The 22,731-nt window shown below is 65.7% G+C and carries 28 protein-coding genes; 11 read left to right on the top strand and 17 right to left on the bottom strand.

Translation table 11 applies throughout. From position 1 onward, the window contains the following. The first annotated feature begins 2 nt into the window (after nucleotides 1-2). From CHB69_RS11925 to CHB69_RS11885, 10 genes are all read left to right on the top strand, one after another. Complete coding sequence (locus CHB69_RS11925) at nucleotides 3-956, top strand: chromate resistance protein ChrB domain-containing protein (RefSeq protein ID WP_170935537.1); 954 nt, start codon at nucleotides 3-5, stop codon at nucleotides 954-956. After that, nucleotides 953-2,359: a chromate efflux transporter gene (chrA, locus tag CHB69_RS11920; protein WP_089216221.1), complete on the top strand. Its 1,407-nt coding sequence runs from the start codon at nucleotides 953-955 to the stop codon at nucleotides 2,357-2,359. Before CHB69_RS11925 ends, chrA begins: the two co-directional genes overlap by 4 nt. Nucleotides 2,360-2,430: 71 nt before the next feature. Continuing rightward, on the top strand, nucleotides 2,431-3,105 hold the full coding sequence (locus CHB69_RS11915) for a superoxide dismutase (protein WP_170935536.1): 675 nt from the start codon (nucleotides 2,431-2,433) through the stop codon (nucleotides 3,103-3,105). 34 nt (nucleotides 3,106-3,139) lie between these two features. Further along, entirely contained in the window at nucleotides 3,140-3,595 is a 456-nt protein-coding gene (locus CHB69_RS11910) for a chromate resistance protein ChrB domain-containing protein (protein WP_089216219.1), read from the top strand. A gap of 91 nt (nucleotides 3,596-3,686) precedes the next feature. Then, nucleotides 3,687-4,418 carry a hypothetical protein gene (locus tag CHB69_RS11905; RefSeq protein WP_089216218.1) on the top strand — a complete coding sequence of 244 codons (732 nt, stop codon included), beginning with the start codon at nucleotides 3,687-3,689 and terminating at the stop codon, nucleotides 4,416-4,418. Nucleotides 4,419-4,428: 10 nt separating this feature from the next. Next, on the top strand, nucleotides 4,429-5,466 hold the full coding sequence (locus CHB69_RS11900) for an extracellular solute-binding protein (protein WP_089216217.1): 1,038 nt from the start codon (nucleotides 4,429-4,431) through the stop codon (nucleotides 5,464-5,466). Between the two features lie 8 nt (nucleotides 5,467-5,474). Beyond that, the gene (locus CHB69_RS20145; RefSeq protein ID WP_170935535.1) at nucleotides 5,475-7,022 is read left to right on the top strand and encodes an ABC transporter permease; all 1,548 of its coding nucleotides are present in this window, start codon (nucleotides 5,475-5,477) and stop codon (nucleotides 7,020-7,022) included. Then, on the top strand, nucleotides 7,019-7,837 hold the full coding sequence (locus tag CHB69_RS20140) for an ABC transporter ATP-binding protein (protein WP_170935534.1): 819 nt from the start codon (nucleotides 7,019-7,021) through the stop codon (nucleotides 7,835-7,837). Before CHB69_RS20145 ends, CHB69_RS20140 begins: the two co-directional genes overlap by 4 nt. A 71-nt stretch (nucleotides 7,838-7,908) precedes the next feature. After that, nucleotides 7,909-8,124 carry a hypothetical protein gene (locus CHB69_RS11890; protein ID WP_089216216.1) on the top strand — a complete coding sequence of 72 codons (216 nt, stop codon included), beginning with the start codon at nucleotides 7,909-7,911 and terminating at the stop codon, nucleotides 8,122-8,124. Nucleotides 8,125-8,286: 162 nt separating this feature from the next. Next, complete coding sequence (locus CHB69_RS11885) at nucleotides 8,287-9,393, top strand: Fic family protein (RefSeq protein ID WP_089216215.1); 1,107 nt, start codon at nucleotides 8,287-8,289, stop codon at nucleotides 9,391-9,393. On the opposite strand, the gene CHB69_RS11880 is transcribed toward CHB69_RS11885, so the two are convergent. From CHB69_RS11880 to CHB69_RS20130, 14 genes are all read right to left on the bottom strand, one after another. Beyond that, nucleotides 9,366-9,818: a CopG family transcriptional regulator gene (locus tag CHB69_RS11880; protein WP_089216214.1), complete on the bottom strand. Its 453-nt coding sequence runs from the start codon at nucleotides 9,816-9,818 to the stop codon at nucleotides 9,366-9,368. The genes CHB69_RS11885 and CHB69_RS11880 overlap by 28 nt on opposite strands. Beyond that, nucleotides 9,815-11,878: a conjugal transfer protein TraG gene (locus tag CHB69_RS11875; protein ID WP_089216213.1), complete on the bottom strand. Its 2,064-nt coding sequence runs from the start codon at nucleotides 11,876-11,878 to the stop codon at nucleotides 9,815-9,817. Before CHB69_RS11875 ends, CHB69_RS11880 begins: the two co-directional genes overlap by 4 nt. A gap of 34 nt (nucleotides 11,879-11,912) precedes the next feature. Further along, nucleotides 11,913-13,658 carry a relaxase/mobilization nuclease domain-containing protein gene (locus CHB69_RS11870; protein ID WP_089216321.1) on the bottom strand — a complete coding sequence of 582 codons (1,746 nt, stop codon included), beginning with the start codon at nucleotides 13,656-13,658 and terminating at the stop codon, nucleotides 11,913-11,915. A 244-nt stretch (nucleotides 13,659-13,902) separates the two neighbouring features. Beyond that, nucleotides 13,903-14,628 carry a lytic transglycosylase domain-containing protein gene (locus tag CHB69_RS11865; protein WP_425442419.1) on the bottom strand — a complete coding sequence of 242 codons (726 nt, stop codon included), beginning with the start codon at nucleotides 14,626-14,628 and terminating at the stop codon, nucleotides 13,903-13,905. 66 nt (nucleotides 14,629-14,694) lie between these two features. After that, nucleotides 14,695-15,039, bottom strand: a complete 345-nt coding sequence (locus tag CHB69_RS11860; RefSeq protein WP_089216211.1) for a DUF736 domain-containing protein — start codon at nucleotides 15,037-15,039, stop codon at nucleotides 14,695-14,697. Beyond that, nucleotides 15,030-15,629, bottom strand: a complete 600-nt coding sequence (locus tag CHB69_RS11855; protein WP_089216210.1) for a S26 family signal peptidase — start codon at nucleotides 15,627-15,629, stop codon at nucleotides 15,030-15,032. The genes CHB69_RS11860 and CHB69_RS11855 overlap by 10 nt, the downstream gene beginning before the upstream one ends. Beyond that, nucleotides 15,626-16,144, bottom strand: coding sequence for a DUF2840 domain-containing protein (locus tag CHB69_RS11850; protein ID WP_089216209.1), 519 nt, complete (start codon nucleotides 16,142-16,144; stop codon nucleotides 15,626-15,628). The genes CHB69_RS11855 and CHB69_RS11850 overlap by 4 nt, the downstream gene beginning before the upstream one ends. A gap of 286 nt (nucleotides 16,145-16,430) precedes the next feature. After that, on the bottom strand, nucleotides 16,431-17,288 hold the full coding sequence (locus CHB69_RS11840; protein ID WP_245836740.1) for a replication initiator protein A: 858 nt from the start codon (nucleotides 17,286-17,288) through the stop codon (nucleotides 16,431-16,433). Between the two features lie 31 nt (nucleotides 17,289-17,319). After that, on the bottom strand, nucleotides 17,320-17,580 hold the full coding sequence (locus CHB69_RS11835; RefSeq protein WP_089216207.1) for a helix-turn-helix transcriptional regulator: 261 nt from the start codon (nucleotides 17,578-17,580) through the stop codon (nucleotides 17,320-17,322). Nucleotides 17,581-17,707: 127 nt separating this feature from the next. Continuing rightward, on the bottom strand, nucleotides 17,708-18,229 hold the full coding sequence (locus CHB69_RS11830; protein ID WP_425442421.1) for a DUF2285 domain-containing protein: 522 nt from the start codon (nucleotides 18,227-18,229) through the stop codon (nucleotides 17,708-17,710). A 43-nt stretch (nucleotides 18,230-18,272) separates the two neighbouring features. Further along, the gene (locus CHB69_RS20135; RefSeq protein WP_089216206.1) at nucleotides 18,273-18,479 is read right to left on the bottom strand and encodes a transcriptional regulator domain-containing protein; all 207 of its coding nucleotides are present in this window, start codon (nucleotides 18,477-18,479) and stop codon (nucleotides 18,273-18,275) included. A 134-nt stretch (nucleotides 18,480-18,613) separates the two neighbouring features. Further along, the gene (locus CHB69_RS11820; protein WP_089216205.1) at nucleotides 18,614-18,931 is read right to left on the bottom strand and encodes a DUF736 domain-containing protein; all 318 of its coding nucleotides are present in this window, start codon (nucleotides 18,929-18,931) and stop codon (nucleotides 18,614-18,616) included. Nucleotides 18,932-19,520: 589 nt separating this feature from the next. Beyond that, a complete protein-coding gene (locus CHB69_RS11815) occupies nucleotides 19,521-19,973 on the bottom strand; it encodes a hypothetical protein (protein ID WP_089216319.1) in 453 nt (150 codons plus the stop codon). Nucleotides 19,974-20,117: 144 nt separating this feature from the next. Then, nucleotides 20,118-20,282, bottom strand: coding sequence for a hypothetical protein (locus CHB69_RS20130; protein WP_170935532.1), 165 nt, complete (start codon nucleotides 20,280-20,282; stop codon nucleotides 20,118-20,120). A gap of 428 nt (nucleotides 20,283-20,710) precedes the next feature. On the opposite strand from CHB69_RS20130, the gene CHB69_RS11810 reads away from it, so the two are divergent. Next, nucleotides 20,711-20,986 carry an HU family DNA-binding protein gene (locus CHB69_RS11810; protein ID WP_011542903.1) on the top strand — a complete coding sequence of 92 codons (276 nt, stop codon included), beginning with the start codon at nucleotides 20,711-20,713 and terminating at the stop codon, nucleotides 20,984-20,986. Between the two features lie 95 nt (nucleotides 20,987-21,081). On the opposite strand, the gene CHB69_RS11805 is transcribed toward CHB69_RS11810, so the two are convergent. The 3 genes from CHB69_RS11805 to CHB69_RS11795 form a co-directional block, all read right to left on the bottom strand. Further along, nucleotides 21,082-21,402, bottom strand: a complete 321-nt coding sequence (locus CHB69_RS11805) for a DUF736 domain-containing protein (RefSeq protein ID WP_011542904.1) — start codon at nucleotides 21,400-21,402, stop codon at nucleotides 21,082-21,084. Between the two features lie 433 nt (nucleotides 21,403-21,835). Beyond that, a complete protein-coding gene (locus CHB69_RS11800; RefSeq protein WP_089216204.1) occupies nucleotides 21,836-22,438 on the bottom strand; it encodes a DNA-3-methyladenine glycosylase I in 603 nt (200 codons plus the stop codon). Next, nucleotides 22,435-22,620, bottom strand: coding sequence for a hypothetical protein (locus CHB69_RS11795; protein ID WP_141133975.1), 186 nt, complete (start codon nucleotides 22,618-22,620; stop codon nucleotides 22,435-22,437). Before CHB69_RS11795 ends, CHB69_RS11800 begins: the two co-directional genes overlap by 4 nt. Between the last annotated feature and the right edge of the window lie 111 nt (nucleotides 22,621-22,731).

Raw genomic sequence — 22,731 nt, 5'->3', positions numbered from 1 at the left:
TAATGAATTCAGCCGACTCCGAACATTGGCTGGCCTTGCTGCACCAGCTTCCGGCAAAGCCGCCTTATCTGCGCGTGAAGATCTGGCGCCGCCTGCAGGCGATCGGCGCGGTGCCGCTCAAGAACGCGGTTCATGTGCTGCCGCGTCGCGAGGGTGCCGAAGCCGCCTTCCATGAGCTGTTGGCCGAAATCACATCGAGCGGCGGCGAGGCGGTGCTGATCGACGCGCAGATGATCGAGGGTCAGAGCGATGCCGAGCTACGCAGCCTGTTCGATGCGGCGCGCGACGCGGACTATGCCGAGCTGGCACAGGCCGCCCGCCACCTGCTCGACACTGGGCCACCTTCCGGCACCGAAATCGCCAAGCTCCAGCGGCGGCTCGCCGAGATCGTCCGGCTCGACTTCTTCGGCGCGCATGGTCGGCAGGGCGCCGAGGCGGCGCTGCGCGAGCTGGACGAGAAGCGCTATGCCCATCCCGATATCGGGCGTGCAGGCGAGCCGATACCGCTTTCGCCCGCCGACCTTACGAACCGTGTCTGGGTCACGCGGCGCGGCGTCCATGTCGACCGTATCGCTTGCGGATGGCTGATCCGCCGTTTCATCGATCCCGAGGTGAGCTTCAAGTTCGTCGGCGGCAAGGGCTATATGCCCGAGTCTGGCGAGCTCAGGTTCGACATGGCCGATGCCGAGTTCACCCATGAGGAGGATCGCTGCAGCTTCGAGACGCTGGTGCTGCGCGCCGGCCTCGATGATCCGGCACTGACCGCGATCGGCGAGCTGATCCACGAGCTCGACATTGCCGACGGCAAGTTCGACCGGCCCGAGGCACCCGGATTGGGCGCAATGCTCAATGGCATCTGCGCGTCGAGCGAGGACGATCTCGAACGGATCGCGCGCGGCAGCGACGCGCTCGACCAGTTCCACGCCTATTTCAGCAACCGAAAGGCGCCAAGATGACCGACGCCCTACCGCTCCAGACGAGCATCGAACCGGCAGCGCAGCCGAAGAACCACGGCATCCCGTTCGGCGAGGCGGTGAAGGTGTGGGCGCGGATCGCCGCCCTCTCCTTCGGCGGCCCGGCCGGCCAGATCGCGGTGATGCACCGCATCCTCGTCGACGAGAAGAAGTGGATCGGCGAGGAGCGGTTCCTGCACGCGCTCAACTACTGCATGTTGCTTCCCGGCCCCGAGGCGCAGCAGCTCGCGGTCTATATCGGCTGGCTGCTCCACAAGACCAAGGGCGGGCTGGTCGCCGGCGCGCTGTTCGTGCTGCCCGGCTTCCTCGCGATCCTGGGCCTTAGCTATGTCTACGTCCTGCTCGGCCAGGTGCCGCTGGTCGAGGGACTGTTCTTCGGCCTGAAGGCGGCAGTGCTCGCGGTGGTGTTGCAGGCGGTGGTTCGGGTCGGCTCGCGTGCGCTCAAGAACAACGTCATGCGCGGATTGGCGGCGCTGGCATTCCTCGCGATCTTCCTGCTCGACGCACCGTTCCCGCTGATCGTCCTCACGGCGGCGCTGATCGGTTTCTTCGGCGGCCGCGCCGGCCATCCCGCGTTCAAGGGCGGCGGCGGGCACGGCGCCGCCAAGGGCGAGGTGGTGCACGATCGCGACACGGCGCTCGGCGAGGGCCTGCCCGATCATGCGCGGCCGAACCTCTCCTGGTCGCTGCGCATTTCAGGCTTGCTGCTGCTGCTCTGGCTCGGCCCCGTGGCGGCCCTGCTGTTCGCGCTCGGCCCGGACGACGTGTTCAGTCGTATCGCCACCTTCTTCAGCCAGATGGCGGTGGTGACCTTCGGCGGCGCCTATGCCGTGCTCGCCTATGTCGCGCAGGAGGCGGTCGAAACCTATGGTTGGCTCCAGCCCGGCGAGATGCTCGACGGGCTCGGCATGGCCGAGACCACGCCCGGGCCGCTGATCATGGTGACTCAGTTCGTCGGCTTCCTCGCCGCGTTTCGTGAGGCGACCGGGCTGTCACCGCTCGTCGCCGCGACGCTGGGCGCGATCCTGACGACTTGGGTCACCTTCGTCCCCTGCTTCCTGTGGATCTTCGCCGGCGCGCCGTTCGTCGAGCGGCTGCGCGGCAACCGCGCGCTGTCGGCCGCGCTCGCCGCGATCACCGCCGCGGTGGTCGGCGTGATCCTCAATCTCGCGGTCTGGTTCGCCATCCACACTCTGTTCGGGCAAGTGCGGGAGATCCCGTTCGCCGCCGGCACGATCGACGTGCCGGTGCTGAGGACCGTCAACTGGCCGGCGCTACTGCTCGCCGGGGGCGCAATCATCGCCGTGTTCCGGTTCAGGGCGGGCGTGCTGCCGGTGCTCGGCGTCTGCTCGGTCCTGGGCGCCGCCTATGTGCTGATCATCTGAAGGAGTGAAGCATGACGACTGATCTTTCCCGACGCAGCGCAATCGCAACCCTCGGCATCGGAGCCGCCGCCATGACCATCAATAATGAAGCATCCGCGCAAACGCCGGCCGCCGCGCCGGCGCCCGTCCCCGCCTTTGCCGGCAACCATCAGGTCCGCCCGCTCAAGTTCGATCCCGCCAAGCTGGTCGGCCTGTCCGAGCGGTTGATCCGGTCGCATCACGAGAACAACTATACCGGCTCGGTTCGCGCGCTGAACATGATCGAGACCCGGCTTGCCGCGGCGCTCGCCGACCCGGACCTGCCGCCGGTCGTCTATGGCGGCCTCAAGCGCGAAGAGCTGCACCGCACCGGCTCGGTCGTGCTCCACGAGATCTATTTCGACGGGCTCGGCGGCAATGGCCAGGCGGCCGGCTCGATTCGCGACGCGCTGAGCGCGGCGTTCGGCTCGTTCGACCGTTGGGAGACCGATTTCCGCCGCACCGGCATGAGCCTTGCCGGCGGCTCGGGCTGGTGCGTGCTCGTCTACAATCTCCACACCCGCTCGCTGCACAATCACTGGGCGTGGGATCACATGCACGGCGCGATCGCCGGCGTGCCGCTGCTCGCGCTCGATATGTACGAGCACAGCTTTCACATGGATTACGGCACCGCCGCCGCGAAATATGTGGATGCCTTCTTCCGCAATATCGACTGGGAGACGGTCGAGCAGCGCTACACACAAGCGCTCCGGCTCGCCGCCACCTGAGCCGATCGGGTTCCCGAAAGAGAGGAGGTCCGCCATGAAATGGGTCACCCGCGAGCGTCCCAAGATCGACCGCATCGCCTGTCCGTGGCTGATCACACGGTTCATCGACGACGCGCCGGAATTCCTCTATGTGCCGGCCGATCAGGTCTTCGAAGTCGCCGAGCGCGAAGGCGCGATTGCCTATGACATACCCGGTGCAGAGTTCAGCCACGTCGGCGAGAAGTGCAGCTTCGATGCGTTTCTCGACAGATATGGCCTGGGCGAGGACCCCGCGCTCCAGCAGCTCGCGACAATCGTGCGGGGCGCCGACACGTCACATCTCGATCTGACGCCCCAGTCGAGCGGCCTGTTCGCAATCTCGCTGGGCTTGTCGGCGATCTTTCCCGACGACCACGAGATGCTTCGCCACGGCATGACGATGTATGATGCGCTCTACGCCTGGTGCCGTTCGGGCCAGGGCGAGACGCACAATTGGCCGCCGACGAAATAGGACGGCACTGGCCGCTCGCGTCGGCGCATTGTGCGGTTTGTCGTTTGCCGGATCAAGAGTCCGAGTGTTTTGCCCGTTAAGGAGAGGTCATGTGAAAATTCACTCTGCACTGCTCGCGCTCGCGCTCCTCGGTTGCAAGGAAGCCGCAGCACCGCCGCCCCTGAACGCGATGGAGCCCGGTCAGCCCATGCCGGCCGATGCCCTCACGATCGACTTCGAGGCCGAGGCGACCGGGGCGGCCCCCTCCGGTTTCTCGTCGGCCGTCAACAAGGGGCGGCCCGGCGCTTGGCGGGTCGAGCGTGTCGTAGGCGCTCCTTCGGGCACGAATGCCGTAGTGCAGACGGACGCCGACCGCACCAATTCGCGCTTTCCGGTGCTGGTCTACAATGACTTTCAGGCGGCCGATGTCGACCTGAGCGTGCGCTTTCAGCCGGTGTCGGGACGGGTCGACCAGGCAGCGGGGCTCGTCTGGCGCTACCGCGATGCCAACAACTACTATGTCGTGCGGGCCAATGCGCTCGAGGACAATGTCGTGCTCTACAAGGTGGAGAACGGCAAGCGCAGCGATCTGCCCGTCAAAGGCGCGGGCAGCGGCTACGGCGTCAAGGCCGATGTGCCCGATCAGGGGTGGGGCGAATTGCGCGTCACGGCCCGCGGGCCGCTGTTCGAGGTCTATCTCGGCGAGCGCAAGCTGTTCGAGGTTGAAGATCGGACCTTCACCGGCGCGGGCAGGGTTGGCGTGTGGACCAAGGCGGACAGCGTCACCCGCTTTGACGATCTGCGGATGGCGAACCTCGACGCTGCCACGCAACCGTCCCGCTAGGATACGCAAAATGGCTCGCCCGAGACTCGCCACCGCTCTTGCCATCCTGCTCACGATATTGGTCGGGGCCTGCTCGGACGGACCCGGGCCGTCCGCGGGCGAAGTGGTCGCCTATACGTCTGTCGATCAGGTCTATGCCGAACCGGTGTTCCGCCGGTTCGAGGAGAAGACCGGAATCAGGGTCCGCGCTGCGTTCGACACCGAGGAGACGAAGAGCACGGGCATGCTCAACCGGCTGATCGCGGAAGGGAACAATCCGCGCGCGGACCTCTTCTGGTCAGGCGATCCAGTCCGTCCGTTCGTGCTCATCGGTCGCGGTCTCGTCGCGCCATACGCGCCCGCGAATGCAGCAGCCATCCCCGCGACGTTTAGGGATGCGCAGGGCCGTTGGACCGGCACCGCCGCCCGCGCGCGCGCGCTGCTCATCAATCGCGAGCGGCTGCGAGGGCATCCCATGCCCACGTCGGTGCGCGATCTTGCCGATCCGCAGTGGAAGGGCGAAGCCGCCATCGCCAACCCGCTCTATGGAACGACGACCATGCACGCCGCGGCGCTGTTTGCGACGCTCGGCGAGGATGAGGCCAGCCGTTTCTTCGAGGCGCTGAAGGCAAACGATGTCCGGATTGCCGGCTCGAACGGCGAGGTTCGCAGGCTGGTCGTCGCGGGCGAGGTGACGTTCGGGCTCACCGACACAGACGATGCCTACGAAGCCGTGAAGGATGGCGCGCCGGTCGCGATCGTCTATCCCGACCGGCAAGGCATGGGAACGCTGGTCATGCCCACGAGCGTGGTCCTGATCCGAGGCGGTCCCAATCCCGAGGCCGCGCGGCAATTGGCGGACTTTCTCGTCTCGCCGGATGCCGAGCGGATGATGGCGGAATCGGCGGCGCACATGCCGCTCCATCCCGGCGTCACGGTCCCAGCCAATGTCGAACGCGTCGAGAATATCAAGGCCATGCAGGTCGATTATGGCGAGGTCGCGGACACCATGAACCGGATTCAGCCATGGCTTCGGCAGTGGGTCGGCCTTCCGGCCGGTCGCCAGTGACGCGATCGGTGACTGAGCGGACCTTAATCGTCGGAAGCGCCAGCGCGATCCTGCTCGCAGCCTGTGTTCTTCCGCTGCTGTGGCCGCTCATCGGGCTGGCGACGGGCGGACGCGGCGTCGATCTCGGCCTGATCGCCGATCCGGCGCTGTGGAGCCTGCTGGCCCGCACGCTTGTCGTCACTGCCGCTGTCCTCGCTCTGGCGCTTGGCATCGGCCTGCCGATGGCCGTCCTGGTCGCGCGCACGGACGTGATCGGGCGCGGCGCAGTTCTGGTCCTGCATGCCTTTCCCGCCTTGTTGCCGCCGCTGCTTCCGGCGCTTGGCTGGTTCCATCTGCTGGGCCGTCAAGGCCTGATCGGGAATGAGGCCTCGACGGCCATCCTGTTCAGCGAGGCGGGCGTGGTGCTGACGCTCGGCCTCGCCCTGGCGCCGATCGTCACCGCGTTGACGGCGCTCGCCCTCTGGAACATCGACCCTTCGCAGGAGGAGGCCGCGCGGGTCACGGCGGCGCCGGGCAGGGTCGCGACACGCATATTGCTGCCCGCGGCGCGCCCGGCGATCGCCCTCGCCGGAATTGTGGTTGCCGCGCTGGCGCTGTCTGAGGTGGGTGTTCCGACCTTCCTTCGCGCCCGCACCTATGCCGCCGCCGTGTTCGCACGGCTCGGTGGCGTCGACTTCGCGCCGGCCGAGGCGCTGCTCCTGGCGCTTCCGGTGCTCGCATTGACGGCGATGTTGCTGGTCGCCGAACGGTGGACGGCAGGTGGCCGCTCCTTCGCAACCCTGGGCCTGCGCAGCTTTCGCAAGGCGCCGATGGCCCTCGGTCCATGGCGGGCGCCGGCCAGCCTGTTCTGCTGGCTGGTTGCGGCGCTCTCGGCGGCGCCGGTCGCCGCGCTTGCCTGGCGTGCCGGATGGGACGGGTTTGCCGAGCTGCCGCTCTGGATCGGCAACGGCGTGAGCAACAGTCTTTTGCCGGCCGCGCTCGCCGCAACCGTCATCGCCATTGTCGCCATACCGGTCGGACACGGCCTCGCGCGCCGCGACCGTGTCACCGCCGGGTTGGACATCGTGGCATTCGCTGCATTCGTGGCACCACCGGCGCTTCTGGGCGTCGGGCTCGTCGCGCTGTGGAACCGCCCCGAAACGGGGTGGCTCTACGGAAGCTGGCTCATCATCGCTCTTGGCTATGTCGGCCGCTACGCGGCCATCGGCGTTCGCGCGTTCGCGGCTGCCTGCGCGCAGCTTCCGGCCACCATCGAGGACGCCGCGCGCGTCTTTGGCGTTGGCTACGGATCGCGGCTGGCGCGGATCGTCGTGCCGCTCCATGCGCGCGCGTTCATCGGCGTCTGGTTATTGACGCTGCTCTTCTGCCTGCGCGACCTCGAGACGGCCACGCTCTTCTATCCGCCGGGACAGGAGCCGCTGCCGATCCGCATATTCACGCTCGAAGCGAATGGACCCGAGACGGTCGTGGCCGCGCTCGCCTGCGTGCAGGCGGCTCTGTCGGCGATCGCGGTGGCGCTCGTCCTGCCACTGCTCGGCGCGAGGGCCGCCCGATGACCAGCGCGCTGCGCTTCGACCAGGTTTCGCTCCACTATGGCGCCCGCTTCGCCGTCTCCGACGTGTCGCTCGCGATCGAAACGGGCGAAATCCTATGCCTGCTCGGTCCCTCGGGCTGCGGCAAGAGCAGCCTGGTCCGGCTGGCGCTCGGGCTGACGGCGCCGAGCGCGGGCCGGGTGTTCGTCGATGGGCGGGAAGCAAGCGTCGCCGGCCGGATCATCGTGCCCCCGGAGCAACGCGGCCTGTCGGTCGTCTTTCAGGACCTCGGCTTGTGGCCCCACTTCTCGGTGGAAGCGCACCTCCGCTTCGTGCTGGCCTCACGCCGGATCGCGAAGACGGCGCGCGAGCCGGCGATCGACAAAATATTGGCGAGCGTCGAACTGCTTGACCGCCGCCGTTGCTATCCGGCCGAGCTGTCCGGCGGCGAGCGCCAGCGCCTGGCGATAGCGCGAGCGCTCGTCGTTCGGCCAAGAGTCGTACTGCTCGACGAACCATTATCGAACCTTGACCTCGTTCTCAGACGCGAATTGCTCGATCTGTTCCGCAAGCTGTTCGCCGAGATGGAGGCATCTGTCCTATACATCACGCATGATATCCGCGAAGCGGCCCTGCTGGGCGATCGCGTCGCCGTGATGGAAGCCGGTCGGCTTGTCGCGACAGGAACCCTCGCTGAGCTGAGCGGCCTGAAATCTCCAATTGTCCGGGAAATACTGGATGCTCCCACTTGGGGGACGCGCGGAACGAGCCCGCCCGCCAACCATGACGCATTGCATTCGTCGGAGCGCGCAAATGGATCACCGGATTCTGATCAATAAGTCCTAGTTTTGCATCTCGTACTTTTGGGAATGGCAAGAGCCGAAGTTATCGATTGTCGACATCAGGAAGGATGAACATCATGAAATTGTCTATGTCTGTGCTTGTTTCGGCTGCCGCCATCCTGATCTCCAGCACCGCCATTGCGGCCGAACCGGCCTTGCAGGCGGCCGTCGAGCGTGGTGCGAAGACGGCTGCGACGACCAGCGACGATGGCGTTGTCCGCATCGGCTGGCAGAGGACCGACGTGCCCGTGCGGGTCGATGGCGTTCCATTGCCCGGCGGGTGAGGGATTCGCCGAAAGGCCAAGTGTGGCTTTACATTGGGCCGTTTCATAAACCACCTGTATCGATGCGGTGAAAGCCGCCTTATTCGCCGCATATCATGCGGTGAATATTCTTGCCCTTTGCGGTGAATAATCGCTATATTCACCGCAGAAAGTACGGTGAATATGACCTATATCCACGAACTGCCGGACTGGCCGAACCTGCGCTGGTGCGACGAGCAGCTTGCCCAGCCGCTCGCCGCCGTGCGCCACCGGCAGGGGCGGCTGATCGGGCATATGGAGGCGCTTGGCTTCCCGCTGCGCGCGGAAGCCGTCTTGCGCGCCCTGACCGAAGATGTCCTGAAATCCAGCGAAATCGAAGGCGAAATACTGGATCGGGAACAGGTGCGTTCCTCCATCGCCCGCCGTCTCGGCATGGACATCGGCGGTTTGGTTCAAGCGGATCGCAACGTCGAGGGCGTTGTCGAAATGATGCTCGACGCCACGCAGAACTATGCGCAGCCCCTGACCGCCGAACGGCTGTTCGGCTGGCACGCGGCGCTGTTCCCCACCGGACGCAGCGGCATGAGCCGCATCACCGTGGGCGCATGGCGCACCGCCGAAGCTGGCCCGATGCAGGTTGTCTCGGGGCCGATTGGCCGCGAGCGCGTCCACTACGAAGCTCCCGCATCGGAGCGGCTCGACGCGGATATGTCCCGCTTTCTCGACTGGTTCGAGACAGCCGCGCCGGATCCCGTCCTGAAAGCCGGGGTCGCGCACCTATGGTTTGTCACCATCCACCCCTTCGACGACGGCAACGGACGAATTGCCCGCGCCATCGCCGACCTCGCGCTGGCGCGCGCGGAGGGAACCGCGCAGCGCTTCTACAGCATGTCCGCGCAAATCCGTACCGAGCGCAAAGCCTATTACGACATGCTGGAATCGACTCAGAAGGGTGACCTCGACATTACGCCCTGGCTGTTGTGGTTCATCGGCTGCCTAGATCGCGCCTTCGACGGCGCCGAGGTCATCCTCGCCAGCGTCATGCGCAAGGCGCGGTTTTGGGAGTCCGTCGCGGGCCAGCCCTTGAACGAACGCCAGCGCAAGGTCGTCAACCGCCTGCTGGACGGCTTCGAGGGCAAGTTAACCAATGCCAAATGGGCGGCGATCACCAAGGCATCGTCCGATACCGCCTTGCGCGACATCAACGATTTGCGCCGGCGCGGCATCCTTGAGAAGGAGCCGGCCGGTGGGCGCAGCACCAGCTATTCACTGGTGCTGCCCGAGTCCTGATCCGACCGAGTCGACCTCGTTGCATCTTCCGCGATCTCGTTCCTGAACCGCGGCCCCAACTCCATGCGCCGGTTCAGCATGTCTACAAACCGCTCCCATCGCTCGCGGCCCTGCGCCCTCGCGGCCTGCGTAGCGCCATCCGGAAGCGATGGCGTTGCATTGAGCCAGTTTCGCACAAACAGCGCGAGAGTCTCGTTCGACAGTTCGACATGCCATTCGAGACGGCCAAGATCACGGGTCAACCGGTCGAGCCGGCGGGCAAGTGCTGCTTCAAGTCGCTCGGCGGCGTCGGGCGACAGGAAGGATTCCAGCGCAGCCTCGATGATCGCGGCCTGGCTGGTGTTCCGCGCGGCGGCGTGATCGGCAAGCCTCCGCACCAGATCCGTCCGTAGCCGGATGCTGCGCTTGACGTGGCCTCCACTCACAGCACGATCCCGTCATCCGGGTCGAGCGACGCATTACGGGCATTGCGGCGCATGGTCCGCTCCGCCTCGCGTTTCGCTCGGGCGGCATCCTCATCCTGATTGTCCTCATCGGGCGTTTCTTGCCCAGACATTTCCTTCGCGGGAGGAACGATTTCCTCATGCTCGCCAAGATCGGGCTCGCGGCGGATGCCAGCATTGCCTGCGTCGGTGGCAGCGTCAGTCTGATCGCCTTCCCGGGTGCCCTGCGGCTCCGCATCATCGGCTGCCGCCTTCCCGGCCCCGTCATCAGCCGCGGGCAGATTGGAGGATGGAGCTGGCGGCGCATTCACTGGTATGAGAGTGGACCAGTCATCCTTGGGCCGTCGCTTCGGATCGAGCGGTTTGGGTGTCGGTGGCGGCAGCAATCGCACGGTAAAGCGCGGATCGGTGAAGTAACGTGCCTTCATAGCCCGGATTGGCGGCACGCCCCCCACCATGACAATCTCCTCCTCCGGGGACAGCTGTATGATCTCGCCAGGCGTGAGCAAGGGTCGCGCCGTCTCGGTTCGCGAGACCATCAAATGTCCGAGCCAGGGCGAGAGCCTGTGCCCGGCATAGTTTTTCATCGCCCGCATTTCGGTGGCGGTGCCGAGCGCATCCGAGATCCGCTTGGCGGTGCGCTCATCATTGGTCGCGAAGGCGACACGGACATGGCAATTGTCGAGGATGGCATTGTTCTGCCCATAGGCCTTCTCGATCTGGTTGAGGCTCTGGGCGATGAGGAACGCCTTGATCCCATAGCCCGCCATGAAGGCGAGCGCGCTTTCAAAGAAGTCGAGCCGCCCGAGCGCGGGGAACTCATCGAGCATCAACAGCAGCCGGTGCGGACGGCCTTTGGGGTTGAGTTCCTCGGTCAGGCGCCGGCCGACCTGGTTGAGGATCAGGCGAATGAGGGGCTTGGTGCGGCTGATGTCGGACGGCGGCACCACCAGATAGAGCGAGGTGGGCACGGCCCCATCGACGAGATCGGCGATGCGCCAGTCGCAGGCCCGCGTCACCCGCGCCACGATCGGATCGCGATAGAGGCCAAGGAACGACATGGCGGTGGACAGCACGCCCGAGCGTTCATTCTCCGACTTGTTGAGCAGCTCGCGCGCGGCCGAGGCGACGACCGGATGCACCCCGGCCTTGCCCAGATGCGGCGTCGTCATCATCGCGCGCAGCGTGGTTTCGATCGGACGCCGCGGATCGGAAAGGAAGGCGGCGACCCCGGCCAGCGTCTTGTCTTCCTCCGCATAGAGAACATGGAGGATGGCGCCGACCAGCAGCGCATGGCTGGTCTTTTCCCAATGGTTGCGCTTCTCGAGGCTGCCTTCAGGATCGACCAGCACGTCGGCGACATTCTGAACGTCGCGCACTTCCCACTCGCCCTTCCGGACCTCGAGCAGCGGATTATAGGCGGCGCTGGCCGGATTGGTGGGATCGAACAGCAACACGCGGCCGTGCCGTGACCGGAAACCGGAAGTGAGCTGCCAGTTCTCGCCCTTGATGTCATGGACGATGCAGCTTCCCGGCCAGGTGAGGAGCGATGGTATGACGAGGCCGACGCCCTTGCCCGAACGGGTCGGCGCGAAGCACAGCACATGCTCGGGACCATCGTGGCGTAGATAGCGCTGCGCGAAGTGGCCAAGAACGACGCCATCGTCGCCGAGCATCTTCACTTTTTTGACTTCGCGCTCGCTGGCCCAGCGCGCCGAACCATAGGTTTCGGCCTTCTTCGCTTCGCGGGCGCGCCACACCGACATGGCGATCGCAATGACGATGCCGGCCATCGCGCCCGACACGGCGATCAACGCGCCTGTCTCGAAAATCTTGGGCGCATAGGCATCGAACGCGAACCACCACCAGAAGAAGGCCGGCGGCGGATAGATCGGCCATGACCCCAGCGAGAACCAGGGCTCACCCAGTTCGGGTTGATAGGCGAGTGCGTGCGCGGTCCATTGGGTTGCCGCCCAGATGCCGGTCAGCGTCACGCCGAAGACGGCGATGACCTGGCCCCAGAGGATACGGGTCGCGTTCATGGGATGAAGCTCCTGCTGATGAAGATATCGAGGATCAAAGGCCAAGCCCCCGTCCGCGGCCGAGCGACCAGTCGACGCCGCCACCGGGCGTCATCGTGCCGCTGATGTGCTTGCCCAGATGCTGGTCGAGTGCCGGCCGCCAGGGCACGAGCTGAAAGCCAAGGCCATTGTCGATCATCGCGAACCGGCCCGAGGCGAGCGTCACCCGCTCGCGATAGACGCCGCTCACATAGTCCCCGGCCGCTGACGGTTGGTGAGCAAGACCTGTGCGCCGGGCGATGGCGTCGATCTCCTGGCTGAGCTCATTGCCCTTGAGGGTCGTGATCAGGTCGCGCGCGAACAGGAAGCCAGCCCCGCGCCGCTGTGCGAGCCCGGCGCCTTCGAGATGGAGGGCGCGTGCTTCCATCGCCTCGCGGATTTCGAGTCCGAACCCGGTGCCGGCTGCGACCGGCTCGCGAGCGATGAGCTGGCGATCGAGCCAGGTGGCGCCGGGCGCGTTCACCTGTTCGGCCAGCGTCAGGTCGGAGCGGGTCGCCAGCGACAGGCGCGTATTGCCCCTGGCGTCCTGCCAGCTCCGCGTCTCAACGATCGCCCCGGGTCTGGCGTCGCCGGTCATCTCCATATCGTCGAAGCGCAGATGATGCGTTCGCCCGTCGGCGCCGTCGATCACCGCGTAGGCCGTGCCCGCCAGTTCGTCGTGCAGGCCGCGCTCGACCAGGCGCCCGATGATGGGATCGGCCGGAGCTTCACCATGGAGAGCGAAGCGGCCGGTATCGGGTACGCGGCCGCCGTCGCTCATCGCCCGGTGCATGGTCTTGATGATGTCGGTGCGGATGGAGAGGTCGCGCAGCGTCTTTTCCGCGCCGGGCCTCAGCGACCAGACCGCCGGTCCTTGCCCGTAGGCAAGGCCCAGCCGTTCGAGCTTGCCGGCACGGCCGATCAGCAGGCGGCGCATTTCGGGATCGTCGCCACCACCCGGACGCAGATCGACCATGCCGGTCATCTCATCAGCCATGCGCTGCAGACGGCGATCGAGGCTCGTCCAGCGATCGGCATCAACTTCCCGCTCCAGGGCGGCGCGGATTTCCTGTTCGGTGCGCGGTCCGAGTTCCATCGTGACGCGCTCCTCCGCGCGGGCGCGCATGCCTTCGCGGATATAGTCGCGGTCGATGACGAGATCGGCACCGGTCTCGTCGACGCCGCGCACGAGGACATGGATATGGGGATTGTCGGTGTTCCAGTGATCCACCGCCACCCAGTCGAGGCGGGTGCCCAGATCACGTGTCATGTCGCCCATCAGTTCGCGGGTGAAGGCTTTGAGGTCTGCCATCTGCCCGGCATCTTCGGGCGAGACGATGAAGCGGAAATGATGCCGGTCGTCCTCGCAGCGTTCGGCAAATGCGTCGCCGTCCGCCTGATCGGAGCGGGCATCGAACAGGCTGGCATCGCGCCCGTCGCGCGTCACGCCGTCGCGCTTGAGGTAGGCGATATGCCGCGCGAGCGGCGCCGCGCGAAACTTCGAGCCCTTATGCCTGACCACACGGGCCTTGATGACGACGCGCCGGGCATTGGCCGGAGTGCGGGTGCGCAGCCGCGCAATGCGGCCTCGACCATGGCGCCCCGTGCCCTTGCCACGCGACGGCCCGCGGCGACTGTATCCCGCCTTGGCCGCTGCCCGGCGAACCTGTGCCGCGAGGCTCTGGACCTTGCGTCCCGATCCCTTGCCAGCATCGCGGCTCCTTCCCGGCCGAACCCGAAAATCATCGTCGCCAACCGTCATGTCAGCCCCGAAATTGGCGCTGCCACCCGCCGACATATTGAAATCGCGCCATATTCAGAAAATCGCGCCACCCGGCCGATCAGGGTGCCACCTGAAAATCTCCCCGACTTACAACGACATGACGCCCCACAGGTGGCGCGCCTTTTATCTCGCCATCGACTTTCCCTTTCGATTCCCGTGCGTTGCCTTCTTCTCCGACGCAGTAAATCCCACCCCTGACACCACCAGCGAACGCCATGATCGCTCATTGTTCGCTCCGGCCGGAAAGCGGGACGAAGAGGCCGTGCAAACCGGGCGATGAATGCCGCGGCGGGAGGCCGGAAGGCGACGGGACAGGCGCAGACGCGATGTCGTCCGGCTGCGCGACGGGTCCGGGATCGGTCGCGGTTTCGCTGCCGCCCAACGCCCCGTCGCCGCGCAGCACGAACAGCCCCGCGTCGCGCCAGGATGGCGCAGCCGGCGCGCGTGGAACTGCAGGCACGACGGCGGGCGAAGCAATGCCGGAGGTGCCGAGGGCTGGCGCGAGCTTCGCGACATAAGCGATCGTTTCGGCAGGCAGCGGGCGGCCGCGCTGGCGCCAGTCGTCAACGCGGCCCGGCCCCGCATTATAGGCGGCAAGCGCGGTAGAGAGGTCGCGATACCGATCGACCATCTCGCGCAGGTAAGCCGCGCCAGCGTGAATGTTGGCGCACACATCCCACGGATTGTCGCCGAGGCCATAGCGCGCGGTGAGCCCCGCCCAGGTGCCGGGCATGATCTGCATGAGGCCCATGGCGCCGGCGCGGGAGATCGCTGCCGGATCGCCGTTGCTCTCGGCGCGCATCACCGCCCAGATCCACGCCTCGGGAATGCCGAAACGCTGTGCGGCTTCGACAACATGGGCGGCATAGGGATGCGCTCTCGCGACAGCAGCAGGCGCGGTGGCCAGCGCAGGCGTGGCCGGAAAGAGGGAGACGAGTATGCCGGTCAAGGCCGATGCGCCAGCGAGGCGAACGGCGCAGGACCGGCAGCGCGACGCAAAGCGGATGCGCACGGCTCACTCCGCTTTCGGACGCCGCAGGCGCGGCGACCAGAGCAGGACATGGCCGTCATCGCCGCGATTGGAGCGCAGCAGATTGGCGCGGATCGGGCGGGCGAAGCCCGGACAATCGAGCTGGAGCGTGACGAACGCGCCGGTCTTGCCGTCGTGGTTCCAGCCCGATCCGACCTCGGGACCGATGGTTTCGGGCGCGCCATTGTCGGCGAGATGGACGCGCCAGTCCGGCGCGCGGTCGTGCCCGGTAAAGCCGGTCGGCACGAGCCGCAGCGCCACATCGAGCGTGAGCGTGCGCAGGCGGCCGGCGAACCCGTCACCGTCCTCTTTGAAACAACCTATTTGCATGAGACGTTTCCTTCTTTGCTGGTGAGAGGGGCACCCTGCGCGCAGCCGGAGCGCCAGCGCAGCGGCGCATGCGACGTGTCGCGCGTGAGGATGGGCATCGCACGGCCGATCAGGCCGGAGGCCGGAACGGGTCCGAAATAGCGGCCGTCGAGGCTGTCGGGCGCAGCGTTGAGCAGGAACAGTTCGTCGGTCCTGAGGACGCGGCAGCCGCGCCAGACCGGCAACGGTCGGCCATGGCTGTCGGACGCGCGCGCGACCGCGACGGTGCGCCCGTCGATCGTTACCGTCGCACCGCGGCGGCAGATCAGCGCGCCCGGATGCGCGGCGACATGCTTGAGCAGCGGCACGCCGACGGGCAGATAATGGCGCTCGGCCATGAACCGGGCGAGCGCGGGTGGCGGCGCGACGGCGACCATGTCGCCGACCGCCGGCCGGGCAAACGGATTGATGCGGTAAAGGCCGATGGGCGCACTGGCGCTGGCGTTCCAGAGCAGCAGCTTGGGCAGCGGCAGAACCGCCGCGACCAACGTGACACCAATTACGGCGCCGGCGATGTGCGGTACGAAGCGAGAGAGCGGACGGCGGCTCATTGACCGAGCGCCTTGCGTTTGAGCCATGCCTGATGGCGCTCCGCCGTATAGGCGCGCGCGGGTTCACCGGCGCTCAGCCGGTTATGGGCATGCCGCCAATGCTCGGGCGCGACGTCGCAGGCATCGAGGCCTTCGGCCTCGATGCTGTCGATGGTCTCGAGCACCTTGCGGACCTTCGGCCAACCCTGGATCGAGAGCAGCAACTCGCCGCCCGGCCGCACGAAAGGTGCGGTCGTATAGGACTCGCCGGGACGAACCGCGCGCAAGATGTCGATGCGCGAATGGACAGTGCCGAAGTCATTGGCCGACCAGCGCACAAACGCAACGATGGCATCGGGCCGAAAGGAGACGATGCGCGTCTTGCGGCTGACGATGCGCTCCGACGCGATCCGACCGAAACGGATCCAGTGCTCGAGCCGCTTCTCGATCCAGATCAATTCGATCTCGGTGCAGTCCTTGCGTAGCCGATCTGCAGCGCGCGAGGGGACGTGCCCATGGGCAGGCGGGTGGGTCATGGGGCTTCTCCGGGAATGGGCATGAAGTGCAGCCCGCCCGCCGCCGAGGGGCAACGTGGCGGCAACGCGGGCGTCGGCGCACGCAGCGCGCGCGGCGCGAAATCCACAGCCCCGCGCCGGGTTAGGAAGAATATGAAATATTCTTCTCTATTAGGATGGTTAGAGGGGCGCCGATTTTTCGCAGATTTCTGCGGGTTTCCGAAGCTCCGCGGTTCCCGATAGGACGACTCTCGGGTTCCCGATAGGACGACTCCGGCGGTTCCTGATAGGACGACTCGCACGGGCCTTATCCACAGACCGGGAGCTTGAGCCGGCGCATGGCGGCGTCGAGCGGATCGACCGGAACGGGCGCGAAATTGAGACGCTCCTTGCCCAAGGCATGCTCGATCCTGAGCGTGTAGCCGGGCAGCGGCTGACGCCGCACGATCGCGCGCAGCTCGAAAGCGAAGCGCTTCAATGGCGAGAGCGCGCCCGACTTCATGTGCAGATGCTTGAAGTCGAAGCTCCAGCCCGCCGCCTGGCGGCCGCCATGCTTGCGCACGATGCGGTAGAGCCAGCGTTCAAGACCGCCGGTCAGGTCGAAATAAGCCCGGTCGATCGTCAGCACCAACGCGCGATCGAGCACGCCCGCATAGAACCAGTCGGGCAGGATCAGCTCGATCCCGAGCGGCCTGCCCTGCGCGTCGAGCCGTTCCTGCCACTCGTTGATCCAGGAGAAACGATGGCGGCGGCGCTGGTGCTGCTGGCGGATGGATGTGGCGACGGTCGTCGATTGCAGCCGGTCGAGCGCGGCTTTGAGGCGGTCATAATTGTCACGGCCCGTCCCGCGCCGGATATAGGTCAGTATCTCATGCGGGGTCGTCGCCATGAGCCGCGAGGTCGGCCGTCCGGCATCGCGTGCCTCGACGAGTTGGCTCGCCGCCCAGATCAGGATGTCGGCGTCCCAGATGGTCGCCATGCCATGTTCGGGCACGGCTTCGACCGAGATCCGCGTCTCGCCCATGCGGAAATCGATCGGTGCGATCCGCCGCGATTTGGCAAGGCTGAAGAAGGGCCAGGACATGAGATCCTGCGCGTCGCGCGGCGCCGGATTGGCCGGCACCGAGCGGAACAGGTCGAGCTGCGTGCGCTCGATCCGCGTCACGGCAGAGGATGATGGGCGGCGCGGCACGGCCTCAGCGCTCCGGCTGCACGTCGAACCGCTTGGCGGGAAGGCAGACCCCGGTGCCCGGATCGGAGGTCGAGCGCCGTCGGCCAAGTTCCGCCCAGGCGTCGAGCGCGTCGATCGAATAGACGACGCGGCCGCCCAGCTTGTGGAAATTGGGGCCGGTCCCGTAGCAGCGATGCTTTTCGAGGGTGCGCGGGGAAAGACCGAGCCGCGCTGCGGCATCGGGTGTCTTCAGAAATTGCGGCGAGCGCGGTGCTGCTTGCTCCATGATGTTCCTCCATCGAAGCCGGGATCACACACGGCGGTGATCGACCGGACTGGAGGAAATTGGCGGAGCACTGGCGTCGGGATGGAGCGGCTATTTTGGCCCGTGCATTTTTGTCGCACCGGGCGGATCAGCCACGCAGCAAGGCGCGGTATCCCCCGTTCATGAGGGCGAGCGCCTCGTCGATCAGGCGCTGGGTGCGGCGGCGCTCGGCGGAAGATTTCCATTCATTGCCGCGGCCGATGCTCATCGCCGGATAGACATGGCAGCGGGCGATCTCGTGGGTCGTGATGCCTGTTCGCTCGCGGCCGAGAACGGCATCGAGAATGTCGAGAAGCATGTTAAGGCGGCGCTGCTGGAACGGCGTCGGCGCGAAGCCGGGCGGCAGGCGCATGGGCGGGGCGCCCGCCAGACGCCGATCGAGCCGTTGCACTGCGGCCTGACGCAGATCGATCGCCTCGTCGCGCACGATCACATAGGCAAGCGCGCTGCCTTTGAGCGGATCGCGGATCCAAAGCCGATGCGGCCCGTCGATGTCGCCCAGGACCAGATGACGGCCGGTGGAGAGCATGCGGTCGGCAAGGATGATCGGCCAGGCGTCGAGGTCGAACCGAGCGGCTTCGGCAAAGCCTGCGGGCGCCGTATCGAGGATGACTGTTGTCGGCGCGAGCGACGCCTGCCAGAGCGCTGGTTCGTCAGTAGCGAACGAGCCAGGTGCACAGGGGAAAGCACAATCCCCAGCGCTGGGCCATCACCTCCTGCTCCTCGCTGGAGTCTCTCCTCGAACACATGACGTTTTGATAGTCGCACCGATAGCGGGGATTGCGCCGGAGAAACTCCTGTGCAAATCCGGGCTTGTCGAGAAGGCGTCGATCGCCATTGCTTGCTTGTTTGCCGGACATGCGCGCTCCCCCGAAAGCAGGAGCGCAGGCTGTCGCTTGACGTTTTTGCGGGCCATTCCAACAACTGGGGAAGCGGATCCCCATAAATGGGGATGTCCGCCGGCTCACAGAAAGCCAGCGGATCATTCCGGGCATCAGTCGCGCTCGCGGCGGGCGGGCCGGTTCCAGACCAGGTCATATTCGCCATCCTCGCCTGCGAAGAGCTGCGCGAAGATGGGAGCGACGAAGCTGGGATCGTCGAGCTTGACCGAGAGATAGGGGCGGTCATCGCTGGTCCGCTTGCTCCAGGCCGCACCGACCTCCGTATCGCCGACATAGACCCGGTGGCTGGGCGCATTGCCGCTGGCCTGTTCGTCCGTGACGATGCGAACCGATTTGGCCTGAACCGAGAGAGTGACGATCTGGCCCCGGAGTTCACCCGAAACCTTCTTGAAGCTGCCGATCTTTGCCATGATGTGTGTTCCTTTCACTTCGGGTCCGCGCCAATCACGGCCTCGATGCGCTGGACGAGCCGGCAGGCAAACGGCGCCGCAGCCGAAGGCCCGCAGCGAAGCGGAGGACGGCTCGGACCAGACTTTCTTGGTCCGCGGGGAACGGCGGCACGCCGGGGGAAGAAAGTCTGGGCAGAGCCGTTGCGGCCAGACGGGCGAGCGTCAGCGGCCTGACGGCAACGAACGCATCGACACGAGGCCGTGCATGGCGCGGCGCGGGATCCAGAGGAACGGCATTGGCCAAGACCCGGACATCAAGGATTCGGGTGAACGGGTACTGGAGGATCACCTCGGCTCTGGCCTGGCACTTTCAATATCGCGCAAGGCATCGCATGGGTGCCCGCCACCGGTCTCGGGTCGGCATGTCGGTTCCAAGTGCCGGGAAGACGTCAGTTTGTCGATCGCTCGTCAGCGCAAACCGGCGATCGGCTTCCTTCCCATCAGCGCCATAGCAGCCGGGAGGCATGATCTGGTCCGAAACCGGCTCCGCACGGAAACAGCCAGGCAGGGAGCAAACCCGGCTTTGGTCGGGCGGCGGATATCCGAATCGTTACCGCGCAGTTGTTGCGGGAGCGCCTGCGGCGCCCTGCGCCGGCTGTGAAATCTCCAAGCTGGCGAGCCGGATCCATGCGGTGACCGCGATGATGCCGCCGCCGATCCAGCTCAGCGTCGAGAGCATCATTCCCGGATCAATCGCGAGCCCGATCACGCCCTGGACGGCGTGATAGCCGGCGATGCCGGCGGGGATGGCAAACAGAAGCGCAATGGCCAGCCTGACGATTGGCGAGCGGATGACCGTGAAGAGAAACTGACCGATGACCAGCACCGCGACACCTGCCGCAAAGCCGCCAAGAATGGCGGCGAGATAGCCATAGTCGTGATCGCGCATCCAGAACGCGAGGCTGATACCACTGGCAACCGGCAGCGCATAAACGGCGAGACGGAAGAGCAGCCAGAGGAGGTAAAGGCCGGCGAATAAGCCGAGCACGAGAAAAATGGTCATGAAGAGCGTCCTTTCGAAACGTGAATCGTCGGACGCGCTCGCCACCACCTCCTCAGCGCTATGTTGCGCTCATCGAAATATCGCATGGATGCGTCGGCCAAAACAGAAATCTGTCTTCGACCAGGAGCCGAGTTGATCCACCGATCAGGATGGGAATGGGTCATATTCATGCACCACTTGCGCCGGATTGCCGTCGAACTCGTCCCAGGGCATCACCGCGTAGCCGTCGTCGGTCCTGATAAGGACGATGACCGTCATCAGTGTCTTCGCGAGGTTCCAGGCGAGCGACTGGGCGGTGGAAAGCGGCATCACGCGAACTCCCGTCCGGCAAGCGGAGACCATCCCCGCTCGACAGGTGCCCCGGCGGCCGGGGTCTGGCCGCAATCACCGCGCCGGCTTGCCCAAGCGGCCGCACGCGCATGCGTAGCGGACCCTTTACGGGTTGATTGAGGGAGGCCGGATTTCGGCCACAGGGATCAGCGCCTCACCCGAGCGGTGGAGGTATTCGTTTGCCGGACGGGACCAGGGCTCTCCGCTGCCGCCTCGTCGTTCGGCTGGAAACTCACATCGACTGAGATGAACTTCCTGCGGCCGCAACGAGTGGGAGCCTGATGCTGCTGACCGGCATGATGCGCGACGGAAGATGACCGCGAAGCGACTGCTGCTTAGGGTGCCGGACCGCCTGCAACGATGTGATTCGTGTCCGGCGGACAGTTTTGAAGAATGGAGTGATCTTCGTGAACAATAGTGACCTAGCCGACGCCCTTGCCGCCTCGAACGGCATTTCCAAGTCCGATGCGCGCAAATATGTCGATGGCGTCTTCGCCGCCATCGCGGACGCCGCAGCGAAGGGCGAGGAAATCTCGCTGAACGGCTTCGGCAAATTCAAGGTAAAGGACAGCCCGGCGCGTGAAGGCCGCAATCCTTCGACCGGCGAGACCATCCAGATCGCTGCGTCGAAGAAGCTGACCTTCGCGCCCGCCAAGGCGGTGAAGGACAAGCTCAACGGGTAAACACAGTAATGCCGGGACAGGCTCGGGCCTGTCCCGCATCTGCTGAACGTGGAAAAAGGGGATTGGCCCCGCCCGAGAGCGGGGCCGGAGCCGGATCAGGCCGGCGGATTCCAGATGATGACCTTCTTCGTCGGGTCGTCGCCGGGCGCGTTGGCGATATTGCCGTAGATGGTACCGAACTCGGGCGCGGAGAGCGAGACCGAGACATATTCGGCGCCAGTATTCTGCGAGAAGCGGTTCCAGCCTGCGCCCAGCTCGAAGCCGTTCTTGCGGCTGATGATGCGATAATCGGGTTCGGATTCCTTGGCCTTGCGGGCGTTGGGGATGATGGCGATCGGCGCCGAAACGGTGAGGGTGGCGAGCGTGCCTTCGAGGCTGCCGTCGTTCTTCACGGTGAGGTTAGCGATAGTGGCCATGACAAAAACTCCTTCGGTTGCTCGGGGACCATCCCCGATGGCGCCCAAAGGAGAGCCCGGTTGCCGACGTCACCGTAGCGCAAGCGTAGGGGAACCCCCTCGCGGGGTTGACGGCATTAGGCGGCCGAAGATCGCATGCAGGCGACAAGGAGGGGGCGGTCTCCAGCATCCGGAAGAGCCATCGCTTGGCCATAGCTTGCCGGTGAAGGCGGGTACTGACGGTTCGCTACCTCCGATCATTCGCGCCGACGCCCCATTGCACCCTGCTCGAGGCCCGTCCGTGCCAGCTACACCATACGCTACGGATCGAGCGGGATGCTACGATGTTTTGATTCTGCAACCCGAGGCCGAGTCCCCGGATCGCTCTGCGCCCAACGCAGCGGCCGTGTGGCTCCTTGCCGCTGCGCCGGGTAGTGACGCAATGCTGATGCTATCAGCCCGGCCGAACGAATCCGGCCCGCACCTGCTCGACTTTCGCGCGGGTGACGCAGCCCTCGGCATGATCGTTAATGAGGCCCATGGCCTGCATGAAGGCATGGACCGTGGTCGGGCCGACAAAGGCCCATCCACGCTTCTTCAGATCCTTCGACATGGCAACGGACGCCGGTGAGGTCGAAGCGAGATAGGGAGCGTCCTCGCCTCGTGGTTCGAAGCTCCAGACATAAGCGGCAAGCGAGCCTGTTTCGCGCACCAGTTCCTGGGCGCGGCTGGCATTGTTGATGGTGGCTTCGATCTTGCCGCGATGGCGCACGATGCCGGCATCCTTGAGCAGCCGCTCGACATCGGCTTCGGTGAAAGTCGCGACCTTGCAGAAATCGAAACCGGCAAAGGCGGTGCGGAAATTGTCACGCTTGGTGAGGATCGTGCGCCACGACAGGCCGGACTGGAAGCCTTCGAGGCTCAGCTTCTCGAACAGGCGGTGATCGTCATCGACCGGAAAGCCCCATTCATGGTCGTGATAGGCGATGTAGTCGGGTGACGCCGCGCACCAAAGACAGCGGGGCTTGCCGTCAGCGGGCGTGAACAATGCACTCATGTCGTGTGTCGCAGCGGCGCATCCAGACGGACTTGCAGCCTTTTGCGCATGCGCCTCGTGTTGGCGATGATCTGTTGCACGCGCGATGGCGACAATTCGAACTGACGGGCCAGCGCGGCATAGCTCGCGCCTTCGCTATGAAGCTTTTCGATCTCGGCGTTACGCGCGCTTTTCCACGCCATGGACATCATCCTTGGATCGAATTTCGAAGCCATTCGATAGCCTGCGGCGAGGCGTGGACGCAAGGATTTGTTTTCTATTTGTTCTATGCCAATTGCTTGGCGGCTATCGGG

Source organism: Sphingopyxis indica (assembly GCF_900188185.1).
In the GTDB taxonomy this organism is placed as follows: Bacteria; Pseudomonadota; Alphaproteobacteria; order Sphingomonadales; family Sphingomonadaceae; genus Sphingopyxis; species Sphingopyxis indica.
Note: the sequence above shows the minus strand (reverse complement) of the source record. Positions and strands in the feature narration are given on the sequence as shown.